A 14,843-nucleotide genomic window follows, 5' to 3' on the forward strand; every position below is an offset into this window, starting at 1 on the left:
CGCCAGGTTCATTCCGGCGCGATATCCACATCCTTGCGGATCGAATCGCGGTCGCGCCGCCCTTCGATGCGGGCCAGCGTGTGTTCGACCAGACGCTTCAGCTTGGCCAGCGCGCCGCGGAAGGCCTCGTCCTGCGTCGGCCCGTCGTGCGTCGCCGCCACCGGCTGGTGATGCGCCAGCCGTGCCTCCATCGTGCAGCGCTTGTCGCCGCCGCCGCTCTTGCCGGGCGTTTCGCCGCTCATGTGCACCTCGACGCGCGTCACCTCGTCCAGGAAACGCGCCAGCACCCCCTTGATTTCCCCGTCCGCCCATCGCTCCAGTGCGTCCTTGTTCTCGATTCCATTGCTCGCGTTCACTTGAATCTGCATGGTGCCTCCTCGACCAATTCAACACTTTCGGCGGATTGCCAGCCCCATCATGAACCGATGTGACTGCCTTGGGCTTGCCGCTGCCTTAAATTCGACGCTTTCTCGCATGGGCACTGCCCAATTACCTACAGGAGCAATATGTCAATCGAATTCAAGGGCCGCGTGGCCATCGTCACCGGCGCAGGTGGCGGACTGGGCCGCCAGCATGCATTGGCCCTTGCGGCGCGCGGCGCCAAGGTGGTGGTGAACGACTTGGGCGGTGCACGCGACGGCTCGGGCGGCTCGGCCAGCGCGGCGCAGGCCGTGGTCGACGAGATCCGGGCCGCCGGCGGCGAAGCCATCGCCAACGGCGCCTCGGTCACCGACTTCGAGGCCGTGCAGGCCATGGTCCAGCAGGCCGTGGACACCTGGGGCCGCGTCGACATCCTCGTCAACAACGCGGGCATCCTGCGGGACAAGACCTTCGCCAAGATGGAACTGGCCGACTTCAAGCTGGTGATGGATGTCCACCTGATGGGTGCGGTCAACTGCACCAAGGCCGTATGGGCGCTGATGAACGAGCAGAAGTACGGCCGCATCGTGATGACCACCTCGTCGTCGGGCCTGTACGGCAACTTCGGCCAGAGCAACTATGGCGCGGCCAAGATGGCGCTGGTCGGCCTGATGCAGACGCTGAGCCTCGAGGGCGCCAAGAACAACATCCGCGTCAACTGCCTGGCGCCCACGGCCGCCACGCGCATGACGGAAGACCTGATGCCCGCCGAAGTGCTGGAAGCGCTGAAGCCCGAAGGCGTGGTGCCCGCCATGCTGGTGCTGGCCTCGCAGGATGCGCCGACGCGCGCCATCCTCTGCGCCGGCGCTGGCGCCTTCGAGGCGGCCCACATCACGCTGACGCAGGGCGTCCACATCGGCATCGCGCCGGACGCACCCGAGGAACTGGTGGCCCGCATGGCCGAGGTGACCGACCGTGCCGGCGAGCAGGTGCCGATGAGCGGCGCTGCGCAGGGCGCTGTCGAGATCGGGAAGGCAATGGAAGCAGCGAAAGCGCTGGCCTAGTCGAGAAGATCAGGCCTGACGGGGAACCATCAGGCCGGCAGCGGCTACGACGACGTCCCGAACCCCGTCACGCTCGACGACGTCGTGCGTATCGGCTTGGGCGCGGGTTGCGCGCCCCATGCCGCCGACTGCTGCCGCGGTTCCGCCTCCAGTGCGATGCTGTGCTTGTCCATGAGCCGGTAGAGCGTCATGCGCGACACGCCCAACTCACGCGCCGCATGCGTGATGTTGCGGCCCACGCGGTTCAGCGTGAGGCAGATCACGTCGCGTTCGGCGGTAATTCGCGCCGTGTTCAGCGCCATGCCGATGGTGCTGTCGGCCATCGACAGGCCGAGATCGGCCGGCGCGATCAGGCGGCGGTCGGTCATCACCACCGCGCGCTGCACGCGGTTGAACAGCTCGCGCACATTGCCCGGCCAGGTGTGGGCCTGCATCGCTTCCATCGACTGCCGGCTGAAGCCGCGCGCATGGGTGCGGGTCTTGGCGGCGCAGCGCTGGAAGAAGTGCTCGGCCAGGATCGGCACGTCCTCCATGCGCCGGCGCAAGGGCATCACGTCGATCGACAGCACGTTGAGCCGGTAGAACAAGTCCTCGCGGAACTGGCCCACGGCCACCGCCTCCGCCAGGTTCACATGGGATGCCGCCACCACCCGCACGTCGACGTGCAGGTTGCGCACGGCGCCCACGCGGTTGATGGTCTTCTCCTGCAGGAAGCGCAGCAGGTTGGTCTGAAGCTCCAGCGGCAGGTCGCCGATCTCATCCAGGAAGATGGTGCCGCCGCTGGCCGCCTCGATCAGTCCGCGCCGTTCCGCCGATGCGCCGGTGAACGCGCCGCGCTCGTGGCCGAACAGTTCCGACTGGATCAGCGTCGGCGCGATGGCGCCGCAATTCACCACCACGAAGGGTCCGGACGCGCGCGGCGAGCACTGATGGATGGCGCGCGCCGCCAGTTCCTTGCCGCTGCCGCTCTCGCCGCCGATGAGCACCGGCGCCTCGGTCTGCGCCACCTTGCGGATCTCCGAGCGCAGGCGCGCCATGTCGGCGCCCTGGCCGACCATGCCGAGCGCATCGACCGAGCGCGCGTCGGCCCGGTGCCGCCGCTTGAGCATGCCGCGCTGGCGCGCATGGCCCAGCATCATTGACAGGTCGCCCCAGTCCTCCACCGGCAGCACCTGTTCGTCGAAGAAGCAGTTGAGCACCAGGTCGCGGAACTCGGCCGACTCCAGCGCCTCGGGCTGGCACAGGGCCACCCATTGCGTGGTGTCCGAAGCGCCGACCAGCGCCTCAACGGCAGAGGCCGGCACGCCCAGCCTCGCGCCGACGATCAGCAGGCCGACATGGAAGCTCCCGTGCGTGAGGATGCGCACGGCCGAGCCCACGTCGCGCGCCTGCGTGACGGTCCAGCCGTTCGCGGTCAACTGCGAGGCCGCAGTCTCGGCATCGCCTTCCAGGTTCAGGCAAAGAATGTGTTGGGGTTGCATGGAGGTGGCCCGGTGGGCCGATACATTTAGAAGGAGAAAGGCACCCGCACGGTCAGCGTCAGGTCAGGCGTGTCCCGGGTGAGGCCGGCGCCCACCGACACATTGAGCGTCTGGCGGTCCGTCATGCGGTAGGAATAGCCCAGCAGCAGGGAAGCGAGCTGGGTGCGCACCGAGCCGGCCACCGACTGGCCGTTCTGCTGGGTGCGGCCGATGGTGTAGAGCTCCACGCCCAGGCTGAAGGAGGAGCGGTCGTTCAAGGCCAGGCCCATGCCCACGTTCAAGCCCCAGGCGGCGCCCGGCTTGATGTCGCCGAGTTGCTCGACCCCGCCGCCCAGCACCCGGCGGCTCACATCCTTGCGGGCGAAGCTGTAGGTGTAGTTGATGCCGCCGAAGAACACCGCCGGATCGGTCGGGAACAGCCAGGTCAGGCTGGGCTGAAGGGAATAGAAGCCCGAGCCGGTCGGCAGTTCCGTCGGCAGGCCGGTGCCGGTGGCGTTGGTGCCGACGCAGCGGACCTGGCAATCGGTCACGACGCTGAATGGATCGGTGCCGGTGCGCGACTTGAAGCGCAGCCCGCCGACCATGTAGGGCCAGCCGTCCTTGCCGGAACTCAGCTGGTAGCGCATGGCCGCTTCCACGTCGCCGACGGCATGGCCCTTGGTGTTGAAGACGTTGTCCCCCGCCGAGCCGACGCCGAGCTCGCGGCTCACGGTGGCGTCCGAACGGATCACATAGGGCACCTTCAGCTCCAGCTCCATGCGGTTGGTGACGCCCCAGCGGCCGGTCAGGCCGGCGACGAAGGTATTGCTCTTCTGCTCGCGCACGTCGATCAGCCCGATCAGGATGGCCGGGATCACGGTATAGCCGACCAGCGCCACCCGGTTGCTGGACGAGTAGCCGTACTGCAATGTGGGTTCCAGCACGAAGCGGCCGCGCGGCGTGAGCACGCTCGGTTCGTCGAACAACTGCGCCACGGGCGCCTGCGGCTCGGGGGTCGCGGCGGGCGCGACGCCGACGCGCACCGCGCGCTCGCCGTCAGCGGGTGGCTGGCCCTCGGCCGGCCTCGCACCGGAGGCCACGGCGGCGCCGCCGAATGCCGCCGCCGCGCTCGGCCGGGTGGGCGCGGCAGGAGCGGTGGCGGTACGCGCGGCTTCCTTGTCCAGGCGCTCCTGCAGTTCGCGGTAGCGTGCGTCCTGGTCGGCGACCTGCTTCTTCAGGGCCTCGATCTGCTGCCCTTGCGCGTTGACCTGCCGCTGCAACACGCTCTGAGTGGGGGTCGCCGGCTTGGTGCTCTTGGGGGGCGTCTTGGCGCCGCTCTTGGACGGGCTGGCCGCCGACGATTCAGACTGCGCGAAAGCGCCCGTGCATGCCAGCGAAGAACACACCACCGCCAGCGCGCGCAACTTGTGCGGATGAAAAGTCGTCATCTTGTCCCTCAAGTGTTTCTAGGTGTGAGGTAGCAGGCGAGAGCGTAAGTGTTTCACTCAAAACGTGGCAAGAAGTATTTGAAAACAAAGGTAAACAAAATGGGAAATCGGGGTGGTGCTGTCACGGACTTGTGCCACCTCCCGAAAAACGGGTGTGGGAGGCTGAAAAGCCCGCCATCAGTGGGCTTCCGCCGAGAAAAGGCGTCAACGGCAGGCATGCAGGGGTGCCTCGGCGTCACACTGATGTGACGATCGCGGACGGCGGCTTTACATGGCGCTTGTAAGCCGCACAGAGGTAGAGCTGTTGCAACGGGGCCTACGCGGCGGCCGATTCGTCAAGGCAGCGTGACAGAAGCCGCGCCAATCGGCCTGCTTTCCAAGCCCCGCACGACGCCGGTCGCGCTGCGCACACGACGCGTCGAACTCATTTCCCCAATGAAGCGACGCGAATCACCAGGACAGATTCGCAAGCTGGTACCGAAGTTGCAGAGGGCGCTCCCGATTTGCGATTGCGCAAGTCGATCGCATGTCCTGCCCTTTCATCATCAACCTTTTGGAGACTGTATGAAAAAGACACTATTGGCCGCTGCACTTGCGCTGGCCTTTTCCGGAGCTGCGTTCGCGCAGAGCGGAGCACAGACAGCAGACAGGGGAGGGGAAAACACCACAGGTGAGAACACGGCGAGTGCGGCACGCTCGGCCGCGCTGAACAACGGATCGACCGGTACCTTCGACAACGCATTCAACAGCACGTCCTCGCAGATCACCGGCTACAGCGAACTGACGGGCACGGTCTCCGGCAACACGGTGTCCAACATCGGCAACAACCCGGGCAACTGGGGCAATGCCAATGGCGGCAAGGGCTATGGCGGCGCGGGCGGCACGGGCAAGGGCGGCTCTGCTTCGGGTAGCGGCACCGGCGCGACGGGCGGTACTGGCCAGGCCGCGCTCGGCGGTTCGGGCGGCAGCGCCACCAATGGCAGCGCCTCCAATGGCAGCAACACCAATGGCAGCGCCAGCGCCGGCAATGGTGGCAGGGGCTCCGGCGGCGATTCCAATGGCCGCGCCTCGGGCGGCGATGCCACCACGACGGCTGGCTACGGCGGCAAGGCAGCGGCGGCTGCGAACGGCGGCTCGGGCGGCGACGGCGGCAATACCGGTCGTTCGTCCACGGGCAGCGGCGGTAGCGGTGGCGACACCGGCAGGTCGTCCACCGGCAGCGGTGGCAGCGGCGGCGGCACCGGCAGCGCCGATTCCGGCAGGACCGGCGGCGGCGGCGACACCGGCAATGCGAATGCCGGCAGGGGCGGCGGCGGCGGCGCGACCGGCACGGCCAACTCCGGCTACACCGGCAACGGCGGCAACACCGGCAATGCGAACGGCGGCCGGGGCAGCGGCGGCGGCGCAGGCGGCAGCAACACCGGCGGCGCAGGCGGCGCGAGCGGCGCGGGCGGCTCGAACACGGCTGGCGCTGGCGCAGCCGGCGGCGCAGGCGGCACGAACACCGCAGGTGCCGGTGGCACGGGCGGCGCAGGCGGCACCACCAACGGTGGCGCGGGTGCAGCAGGCGGCGCGGGCGGCACCAACACCGGTGGCGCAGGCGCGGCTGGCGGTGCAGGCGGCACGAACACCGCTGGCGCAGGCGCGACCGGCGGAGCGGGCGGCACGGGTGGCGCAGGCGGCGCGGGCGGCGCAGGCGGCACGGCCAATGGCGGCGCCGGTGGCGCACACACGGCTGGCGCAGGCACCGGCGGTGCAGGCGGCAACGCCACCAACGGCAGTGCTTCCAATGGCAACGCCACCAATGGCAGCGCCACGGCAGGCAATGGCGGCGCAAGCGGCGGCGGCACCGGTGGTGCGGGCGGCGCGGGCTCCGGTGGCACCAACACCGCTGAAGGCGGAACGGGTGGCGCGGGCGCGGCCGGAACGGGCGGCGCTGGCGGTACCAACACCGTCGATGCCGGCACGTTCAATGCCTACAACAGCATGACGGGCACCGCGCAATCGGCGGCCGGCGTGTTGAACATCGTGCAGAACACCGGTGCCGCGGCCTTGGTCCAGCAGAGTGTGAACGTGCAGGCCAACCTCGCGGTCGGCAAGTAACGCCTGCGTGCATCACGGCATTCGCCGCGCGGCCTGCATGCGATGCAGGACCGCGCGGTGTCTGCCGCGTTTGCACACCATCAACGCCACAGGACAGACGCCATGAAATCCATCCATTCCCTCGCATTCGCTTGCGTGGCGATCGGGTCCCTCCTTGCGGCACCTGTTGCCGCGCAACCAGACGCCGTGCCGGCGTCTGGCGCATCCGCGATTGCGGCGGCGGACCAAGCCGCCGCATTCGTGGCCATGCCGGCCGATGAAGACACCTTGTCGGCGTCGAGGGGCGGGGCCCAGACGACCAATGAAGCGACATTGACCGGAACGACCGCGGACAACTACGCGCGCAATGTCAACACGGGTTCCAACAGCATCGGGGGTGGCTCGTTCGAGAACATGAGCGGCTTGCCGGTCGTGATCCAGAACACGGGCGCCAACGTGCTGATACAGAACTCGATGATCCTCAACCTGCAGATGAACTGAGAGCGCCGATGCGCCACCTGATGATCTGCATGATGCTCGCTGCGACGGCTGCCTCGGCGCCGGCGCAGCAAGCCTATTTCCCCGGCATCGCTGGCGGCGGCGACGTGACGCTGCCGGTGACCAATATGCGGCAGGCGAAGTTCAAGACGACGATGCTGCAGAAATACGACTTCAGCTGCGGCTCCGCGGCTGTCGCCACCCTGCTCACCCACCACTTCAGCTATCCGGTGACGGAGCAGTCCGTCTTCGAGGAGATGTACGCCCAGGGCGACCAGCAGAAGATCCACAAGGAAGGCTTCTCGCTGTTCGACATGAAGCGCTACCTGGCCAACCACGGCTTCATCGCCGATGGTTTCAAGCAGCCGCTCGAGAAGCTCAACGACGCACGCGTGCCCGCCATCGTGCTGATCAACGAGAACGGCTACCACCACTTCGTCGTGATCAAGGGCGTGCAGCCCGATCGCGTGCTCGTCGGCGACCCTGCGCAAGGCACGCGCGCGATTCCGCGCCATGCCTTCGAGAAGCGCTGGGCCAACAAGCTGCTCTTCGTCGTTCACAACCGCATGGACATCGCGCGCTTCAACCTCGCGGCCGACTGGCGCGTGGCGCCGCGCGCGCCGGTGGGCGACGGCGTCGACCGCAACAGCCTGACCGCCATCACCTTGCCCAAGTTCGGCCCGGGAGACTTCTGATGAAACGCCGCGCGGCCCCCGTCAAGAAGTCGCTGCTGCGGCCCCGCTGGGGCTCGCGCTGGTTCACGCCGGTGCTGGTGTGCGCAGCGCTGATGGCCAACGCGACCGGCGAAGATCCGGACGAGCAGTCCGAGGTCTGGATGGCCGTCAGCGACAACAAGCTCGACGACCTGCGCGGCGGCTTCGACCTGGGCTCGGGCCTCCTGGTGAGCTTCGGCATCACGCGGGCCGTGTACGTCAACGGTGACCTGGTCACCCAGACTACGCTCGACTTCGGCAACCTGACGAACCTGACACCGGCCCAGGCCGCCCAACTCAATACGCAGTTGCGCACGCTCAACCTTGTGCAGATCGGCCCCGGCAACGTCGTCGACCCGTCGATCAACCTGGGTGCGGGCGGCACCATCGTGCAGAACACGCTGAACGACCAGCACATCAACAACCAGACCATCATCAACGCGAGCTCCAACTCCATGGGCACGATGAAGGCGCTGAACTCGATGGCGACCATCAGCGACGCCGTGACGCGCGGCCTGGGCCGTTGAGATGGTCCACATCCTCGCCCGCATCAGCTTCAGGCCCGAGGCCGCGGCGCAGGGGCTGACCATCATGACGGAGCTGGCGGCGAAGTCGCGCGAGGAGAAGGACTGCATCTCGTACCAGCTCTACCAGCAGGCCCAGGCGCCGCACATCTTCGAGACCGTCGAGGAATGGACCGACCAAGGCGCGGTCGACACCCACATGGCCAGCCCGCACGTCGGTGCGGCGGTGGCTGCGGCCGGCCCCCTGTTCGGGGCGCCGCCGGAGATTCTTCCCTACACTCGGCTCGCCTGACGACCTCTGCGCGCCAGGTGCTGGCCGACGGCTCGTCGGCACCTCCTGGATCACGCATGTCTTCTTCCGCTCCACCGCTTCGCATCGGCATCCTCGGCTGCGCCAACATCGCGCGGCAGTTCTCGCGTGACGTGGCGCCGAGCCCGGCCGTGCAGGTCGTCGCCGTGGCCAGCCGCAATGCCGAGACGGCCGCCGCCTTCGCCGCCGCACAGGGCATCGGCCGGCATCACGGCAGCTACGAGGCCTTGCTGGCCGACGAGGGCGTGGATGCCATCTACCTCCCGCTGCCCAACAGCCTGCATGCCGAATGGGCCGTCAAGGCGGCGCAGGCCGGCAAGCATGTGCTGTGCGAGAAGCCGCTGGCGCTGAACCGGCGCGAGGCGCAGGCCATGTTCGACGCCGCCAGCGCCGCCCGGATGATGCTGCTGGAGGCCTACCCGTATTACTTCCAGCCGCAGACGCGCGACATGCTCGCCTTGCTGGCCGAGGGCGCCATCGGCGAGGTGCGCTCCGCGCAGGCGAGCTTCGGCTTCGTGCTGGCCAATGCGCAGGGCAACATCCGCATGAACCCCGAGTTGGGCGGCGGCGCGCTGCTGGACGCCGGCAGCTATGCGCTGAGCGCGATCCGCCTGGTCATGGGCTGCGCGCCGCAACGCGTGACGGCCGACGCAAGCTGGGCCGAATCGGGCGTGGACATCAGCACGATGGCGACGCTGCACTATGCCGACGGCCGCCGCGCCCAGCTCTCCTGCGCCATGGACACGGCCAACCACCGGAACCTGCTGGTGACGGGTAGCAAGGGCACGCTCGACAGCGAATACCTCAACCACACCAGCGACGTCGCCGGCACGCATCCGTTCGGCTACCTGCCCAGCCAACTGCGCGTGCGCCGGGGCACTGCCAACTCCGTGCCGTTCGAAGTGATTCGCTCCGCCACCGGCAGCGGATTTCGCTTTGCTGCGGAAGCCTTTGCCAAGGTCGTGCGTGAAAGGGACTTCGACGCAATCGGGCGGGCCGCGCAGGCCAGCCTGGACAACGCGGCCACGCTGGAAGCGATCGCGCAGAGTGCGCGTTCGGGCGGCGCGGTCGACGTGACAGCCTGAGCGTCGGCGAGCGCGTCGGCCCCGCGATCACTCCGCGAACACGACCTTGCTGCCCTTCTGCACCCATTCTTCGAACCGTGGTGCGTAGGCCTCCTCGACGACGCCGCGCTTGACCTTGAGCGTGGGCGTCAGGAAGCCGTTCTCGACCGTCCAGGGCGTCTTCAGCAGCACCAGGCAGTCGAGTTGCTCGTGCGGGTCCAGGCGGGCGTTGACGTCGTCCAGGTGCGCGAGCATCTGCGGCTCCAGTTCCCGCCGCGCGGCCTCGGTGTCGAAGGCCGTCGGCAACAGGCTCACCAGGCCCAGCGGCTGGCTCAGGTTGGCGCCGGCGACCATGCAGGTCTCGATGGCCGGATGCATGCACAGGCGGTCCTCGATGTGCGAAGGCGCCACGTACTTGCCCTTGCCGGTCTTGAATTGGTCCTTTATGCGGCCGGTGATGCGCCAGCAGCCTTGCGCATCGACCTCGCCCTTGTCGCCCGTGTGCATCCAGCCGTCGTCGGTGAAGGCCTCGCGCGTCAGTTCCGCGTCCTTGAAGTAGCCGAGCATGAGGCCGGGGCTGCGCATCTGGAGTTCGCCCGTCGTGGGGTCCCTGCGCGCCTCGACACCCTCGCTCGCGGGGCCGACGGTGCCTTCCTGGTTGACGCCCGGCACGGTGCAATGCGAGACGGCCAGGTTCTCGGTCATGCCGTAGGCCTCGTTGATCGGCAGGCCCAGGCGGCGGTACCACTGGAGCAGCGCCAGCGGCATCGGTGCCGCGCCACCGCCCGCCACGCGGCATTGGTCCAGCCCCAGCGCGCCCAGGATCTTCCTGCGCACGATGCCGCCCACGATCGGAATGCGCAGCAGCAGGTCGAGCCGCTGCGCCGGCAGGTGAGAGAGCACGCCCTGCTGGAACTTGACCCACAGCCGCGGCACCGAGAAGAACAGCGTCGGCCGGGCGCGCACGAGATCGCTCGCAAAGGTCTCGAGGCTCTCGGCGAAGTAGATGTGCATGCCGGTGGCCAGCCAGCCCTGCTCGACCAGCACCCGCTCCGCGACATGGGCCATCGGCAGGTACGACAGCACCCGGTCGGTATCGAAGCGCTGCACCTGCTTCTTGCCCGCCTGCGCCGCCCAGGCCAACGTGCCGAAGCTGTGCATCACGCCCTTGGGTCGGCCGGTGGTGCCCGAGGTGTAGATCACCGTGGCGAGTTCGTCGGCGCCGCGCCGCACCTCGCCCTGTAGCGGCAGCGTGCCGGCACCGATCGCGTCCCAGCTGGCGTAGCGGTTCACCGCATCGGCCGGCGCGAGCGGGAAGCAGACGCAGGGCAGGTCGTCCGGGATGCCGCGCACCATCGAAGTCCAGCCGTCCAGCTTGCCGATGAAGCAGGCGCGGGCCTCGCTGTGGTCGAGGATCAGGCGGATCGAGTCGGCCGACAGCGTGGGATAGAGCGGCACCGACACATGGCCGGCCATCCAGATGGCCAGGTCGCTGATGAGCCACCAGGCGCAGTTCTTCGAGAAGATGCCGATGCGCGAGCCCGGCTCGAAGCCCTGGGCCTGCAGCCATGTCGCCATGCGCCGCGCCTGGTCGGCCACCTGTGCCCAGGTGAAGTGCTGCAACTGGCCGCCGCCGACCGGCTGGGTCAGGATGACGCGCTGCGGCGCGGTGCGCTCCCAGTGGAAGAGGCGTTGGAGGGGGAGGTTCTCGCCGGAAATCTCCGTCATCAGGACTCCTTGCCAAGCGTTGGAACTCTGGCAAAGAGCTTAGAGGCGAAGGCGGGCGTCGGTCCAGCGGGTTTGCCGCTCATCTTCCGGGTGCGCTGGCAGCGCTCTTGCTTGCGTTTTTCTTCTTTGCACGGCACCTCGAAGTCGCGTTAAGGTGCGGCCCCGTCGCCCAGCACAAGCATCCAGGAGATTCGGTCATGAACGTTCGGCATCGATGGCTCGGCCTGTTGGCCTGCGCCGCCTTGCAGGCCTGCACCACGCCGCCACCGCCAGCGCCCGCATCACCCCCTCCTCCGCCAGTAGCGGTGGCGCCACCACCCATGTCGGCCGTACCGCAGCCCGTGCCCGCAACTGCGCCGGTTGCCGCCACGCCCGTGCCGGTCGGTGTCGCACCCGCGTCGGCGCCGACGCCCGTAGCGCAGGTCCAGCCCGAGCCCGTGGTCGACGTGCGGACCCTGTGCGATGGACGGAACGAAGGTGAACGCGTGCAGGCCCGTGGGCCGGGTGGCGAGATGCTGGCGGGTGTCTGCGTGCGCGGCGCGAACGGCTGGTTGCGGCTCAGCACGAACGGCCGGCGCTAGACGCTGAACGGCGCCTCCGCGGCGCACGCATCCTTTGCCAGGTTGGCGAGCGGCACCGCAACCCGGTGCGTGCCGCGCACGCCCGGCCCGCCCAGGCTCAACTCTGGATGTAGCTGGTCAGCTGTTCGATGGTCTGCTCGTGGTCCGCGATGATGTCGTCCATCAGGTCGCGGATCGAGATCATGCCGATCACCATGCTGCCGTCGACCACCGGCAAGTGGCGGATGCGCTTCTGGCTCATCAGCGTCATGCACTCGGTCGTCTGCGATTTCGAGGTCACCGTGATCACGTTGGCGGTCATGATCTCCGAGACCTTCATCTCCTTGGAGTTCTTGCCCAGCAGCGCTACCTTGCGTGTGTAGTCGCGCTCCGAGATCACCCCGACCAGCTTGCCCTCGCTCATGACCAGCAGCGCCCCCACCTCGTGCTTCGCCAGCACGTGCAGCGCATCGAACACGGTGGTGTCCGGCGAGATATGAAACAGGGCGGGGCCACGGCGCTTGAGCAACTCTGACACGGGTTTCATGGGGTTCTCCTCTGGATCGTGATCGCGACACACGCAAGGGTCGCGCCTGACAAATCATAGGCGGCACTGGCGTCACCGCCATTGCAATTCGCAACAAAGGGGCTTTGCGCCACTTCGTGGCAATACCTTGGTATGCATTTTTGCTTCGCAGCGCCCGATGAACGCGCCGGATCAGGCTTGCCGGAGCAGCAGAAAGCCCAGCGCCAGCATCATCACGCCCACCAATGCGTCGAGCCAGCGCCAGGCGACCGGCCTGGCGAACAGCGGCGCGAGCAAGCGCGCACCAATGCCGAGCAGCGCGAACCAGGCCGTGCTGGCCAATGCAGTGCCGGTCACGAAGCTGATGCGCGCCGCGCCAACCTCCTGCGCGCCGACCGAGCCGACCAGCAGCACCGTGTCGACATACACATGCGGATTCAGCAAGGTGAACGCGGCCGTCTGCGCCAGCACGCGGGCACGCGATGCAGGCTCCGGCGCGCCCTGGGTGGCCAGCAGCGCATGCGGCTTCAAGGCCCGCCGCAGCGCCAGCAGGCCGTAGCCGAAAAGGAAGATGGCGCCGCCCAGCGTGAGTGCAGGGGCCAGTGCCGGCAGCGTCGTACGCAGGCTGCCCATGGTCCAGACCCCGACGATGACGAGCAGCGTGTCCGCCAGCGCGCAGAACACCACCACCGGCCCGACATGCTCGCGCCGCAGACCCTGCCGCAGCACGAAGGCGTTCTGCGCGCCGATGGCGACGATGAGGCCGAGAGTGATGCCGAAACCGGTCAGGAAGGCGGAGGCGAGGGCGGTGGTGGGTTGCGGCATGGTGGTCCGCATTCTCGCCACCGGATGGCCATGGGGCTGGGCAGCTCAGCGCGTCGAGATCCGCACATCCTTCGGATAGCTGATCGTGTAGTCCGCGGCGACGCGGGCGCTTTCCCCGGCGGCCAGGTCGAAGGACCACAGCGTCATGCCGGGCTGCTTGTTCCACTCGCGCTCGGTGGGCTTCGGCTGGAAGGCGGCGCTGACCTCCACCGCTTCGTTCACCGACACCGGCGCCGCTTCCAGCACCTGCACCGCGATCGGCGTGCGATGGCGATTCTCCACCACGTAGCCGCGCTGGAGCTTGCGTTCGGCGCGCAGGCCGACGAAGCCACCCGTGCCCTGGTTGTCGCGCTCCGGCTCGGCCTGCACGCGCACCAGTTCGTCGCGGCCGAAGGAGAGCGTCAGGCGCGCATCGGTCGGCGGCGTCCACCGGCCGTTGCCGACGAAGGCGCCGTCGCGATAGAGCTGAAGCGGACCGGCCGGCCACACGCCTTCGGGCGGGGCCATGTCGGCGATGAGGAAGGCGCTCGCATCGACCTGCGGACTGGTGCGCGCCGCGAGCTTGACCGTGTCCTCGACCTGGCCCAGCGCCAACCCCACGCGCTGGCCGCTGGAGGGCACGTCGACCGCATTGGGCACCGCGAACTCGGTGGCGAAGCTGTTGTTGAACACGCTCACGTCGAAGGCGGGTTCGTCGAAGCGGTCCATGGCGGCCTTCATCATCGGCGCGGGTGCTGCCGCCGGCATCGATGCAGCAGGCGCGCCGCTGCGTTCGCGCAGGGGCTGCGGTTGCTCGATGCCGATGCGCCACGGTGCGGGCAGGCGGCCGGTGGTTTCGCGGCGCGGCTGGCCGGTGGAGAGCGTGAGCTTTACGCCGCGCCAGTCCTCGCCGGTCGATTGCGCGACCAGCGCCTGCCGTTCGATGCGGACCTTGCGCGTGGTGGTGTCGAGCAGCGCGCGGTAGGCCGGCGACCAACCCGGCCCGGCGACCTGGTAGCTGAGCTTCACGTCGGCATCGCGCGCGGCGGCCAGCGTCACTGTGACCGTCGTCACGTTGCCGCCCTGGCCCTGCCCCTGTGTGCGACCGCGCTCGGCGATCAGGGGCGCGAGCTGCTTGTCCAGTTCGGTTTGGCGGCGCTTGAGCAGGTGCTGCTTCTGAAGCGAGTCCTGGCCGGTGCGACGCAGCGCCTCGGCCATGGCCGCGACGGACTTCGCATCGGGCGCGGCGGGGCGCACCTTCGGCACGCCATCGTCGTGCGTGCCACCGCCGCCGTTCACCGTGATGCCCTTGAGGTAGCCGGTCACGAGGTCCAGCGCATCGCTTTCCGACTGGAGCACGGCCTTCTGGTCCTCCAGGTCGCGGATGCGGCCGTCGAGCGGGTTGGTGGCGCATTCGGTGGAGAGCGCGCGCGGCTGCGTCAGCACCGACGTTTCACCCAGGCGCACGGCAGCGTCGGCGCTCACCTGGATGCTCTGGGCGTCCAGGCCCGCGGGCAGGCAGGTGAAGCTGAGCGTGCGTGTGCCGGCGGTGACGCGCGCCACGCGCTCCACCGTGGCGCTGCCCGGGTAGACCTTGACCTGCGTGATGCGCGAATCGGCCGGTGCGGCCAGGGCCAGCAGGGGGCAGGAAAGCGCAAGCGCGATGGCGCAGCGTCGAAGAGCGAAGGGGAGGGGCATGAGG

At 68.5% G+C, this 14,843-nt stretch carries 15 protein-coding genes; 8 read left to right on the plus strand and 7 right to left on the minus strand.

Annotation, left to right across the window (positions count from 1 at the left end; translation table 11 throughout):
• Positions 1-8: 8 nt before the first annotated feature.
• Entirely contained in the window at positions 9-368 is a 360-nt protein-coding gene (locus WKW79_RS11825; RefSeq protein WP_340335348.1) for an HPF/RaiA family ribosome-associated protein, read from the minus strand.
• Positions 369-506: 138 nt separating this feature from the next.
• On the opposite strand from WKW79_RS11825, the gene WKW79_RS11830 reads away from it, so the two are divergent.
• Positions 507-1,424, plus strand: coding sequence for an SDR family oxidoreductase (locus WKW79_RS11830; protein WP_340335349.1), 918 nt, complete (start codon positions 507-509; stop codon positions 1,422-1,424).
• A 44-nt stretch (positions 1,425-1,468) separates the two neighbouring features.
• Here the strand turns inward: WKW79_RS11830 and WKW79_RS11835 are convergent, their stop codons facing one another.
• Together WKW79_RS11835 and WKW79_RS11840 are read right to left on the minus strand one after the other, a co-directional pair.
• Positions 1,469-2,905, minus strand: a complete 1,437-nt coding sequence (locus tag WKW79_RS11835; protein WP_340335350.1) for a sigma-54 dependent transcriptional regulator — start codon at positions 2,903-2,905, stop codon at positions 1,469-1,471.
• A 26-nt stretch (positions 2,906-2,931) separates the two neighbouring features.
• Positions 2,932-4,332 (minus strand): transporter, encoded by a 1,401-nt coding sequence (locus tag WKW79_RS11840; protein ID WP_340335351.1) that lies wholly within the window; start codon positions 4,330-4,332, stop codon positions 2,932-2,934.
• Between the two features lie 564 nt (positions 4,333-4,896).
• On the opposite strand from WKW79_RS11840, the gene WKW79_RS11845 reads away from it, so the two are divergent.
• From WKW79_RS11845 to WKW79_RS11870, 6 genes are all read left to right on the plus strand, one after another.
• Positions 4,897-6,435: a hypothetical protein gene (locus WKW79_RS11845; protein WP_340335352.1), complete on the plus strand. Its 1,539-nt coding sequence runs from the start codon at positions 4,897-4,899 to the stop codon at positions 6,433-6,435.
• Positions 6,436-6,537: 102 nt separating this feature from the next.
• Positions 6,538-6,915 carry a hypothetical protein gene (locus WKW79_RS11850; RefSeq protein ID WP_340335353.1) on the plus strand — a complete coding sequence of 126 codons (378 nt, stop codon included), beginning with the start codon at positions 6,538-6,540 and terminating at the stop codon, positions 6,913-6,915.
• A gap of 8 nt (positions 6,916-6,923) precedes the next feature.
• Positions 6,924-7,607, plus strand: a complete 684-nt coding sequence (locus tag WKW79_RS11855; RefSeq protein WP_422823875.1) for a C39 family peptidase — start codon at positions 6,924-6,926, stop codon at positions 7,605-7,607.
• Positions 7,607-8,152 carry a hypothetical protein gene (locus WKW79_RS11860; RefSeq protein ID WP_340335354.1) on the plus strand — a complete coding sequence of 182 codons (546 nt, stop codon included), beginning with the start codon at positions 7,607-7,609 and terminating at the stop codon, positions 8,150-8,152. Before WKW79_RS11855 ends, WKW79_RS11860 begins: the two co-directional genes overlap by 1 nt.
• A 1-nt stretch (position 8,153) precedes the next feature.
• Positions 8,154-8,441, plus strand: coding sequence for a putative quinol monooxygenase (locus WKW79_RS11865; RefSeq protein WP_340335355.1), 288 nt, complete (start codon positions 8,154-8,156; stop codon positions 8,439-8,441).
• A gap of 56 nt (positions 8,442-8,497) precedes the next feature.
• Complete coding sequence (locus WKW79_RS11870; RefSeq protein WP_340335356.1) at positions 8,498-9,544, plus strand: Gfo/Idh/MocA family protein; 1,047 nt, start codon at positions 8,498-8,500, stop codon at positions 9,542-9,544.
• A 27-nt stretch (positions 9,545-9,571) separates the two neighbouring features.
• Here the strand turns inward: WKW79_RS11870 and WKW79_RS11875 are convergent, their stop codons facing one another.
• The gene (locus WKW79_RS11875) at positions 9,572-11,251 is read right to left on the minus strand and encodes an AMP-binding protein (RefSeq protein WP_340335357.1); all 1,680 of its coding nucleotides are present in this window, start codon (positions 11,249-11,251) and stop codon (positions 9,572-9,574) included.
• Positions 11,252-11,448: 197 nt separating this feature from the next.
• Here WKW79_RS11875 and WKW79_RS11880 point away from each other — a divergent pair, with 197 nt between their 5' ends.
• Positions 11,449-11,832, plus strand: a complete 384-nt coding sequence (locus WKW79_RS11880) for a hypothetical protein (protein WP_340335358.1) — start codon at positions 11,449-11,451, stop codon at positions 11,830-11,832.
• Between the two features lie 97 nt (positions 11,833-11,929).
• Here WKW79_RS11880 and WKW79_RS11885 read toward each other — a convergent pair whose 3' ends face one another.
• The 3 genes from WKW79_RS11885 to WKW79_RS11895 form a co-directional block, all read right to left on the minus strand.
• Positions 11,930-12,358, minus strand: coding sequence for a CBS domain-containing protein (locus WKW79_RS11885; RefSeq protein ID WP_340335359.1), 429 nt, complete (start codon positions 12,356-12,358; stop codon positions 11,930-11,932).
• A gap of 171 nt (positions 12,359-12,529) precedes the next feature.
• Positions 12,530-13,162, minus strand: a complete 633-nt coding sequence (locus tag WKW79_RS11890; RefSeq protein ID WP_340335360.1) for a LysE/ArgO family amino acid transporter — start codon at positions 13,160-13,162, stop codon at positions 12,530-12,532.
• A 45-nt stretch (positions 13,163-13,207) separates the two neighbouring features.
• Positions 13,208-14,839: a DUF4139 domain-containing protein gene (locus tag WKW79_RS11895; protein WP_340335361.1), complete on the minus strand. Its 1,632-nt coding sequence runs from the start codon at positions 14,837-14,839 to the stop codon at positions 13,208-13,210.
• Positions 14,840-14,843 lie beyond the last annotated feature (4 nt).

Source organism: Variovorax robiniae (genome assembly GCF_037889955.1).
Taxonomy (GTDB): domain Bacteria; phylum Pseudomonadota; class Gammaproteobacteria; order Burkholderiales; family Burkholderiaceae_C; genus Variovorax; species Variovorax robiniae.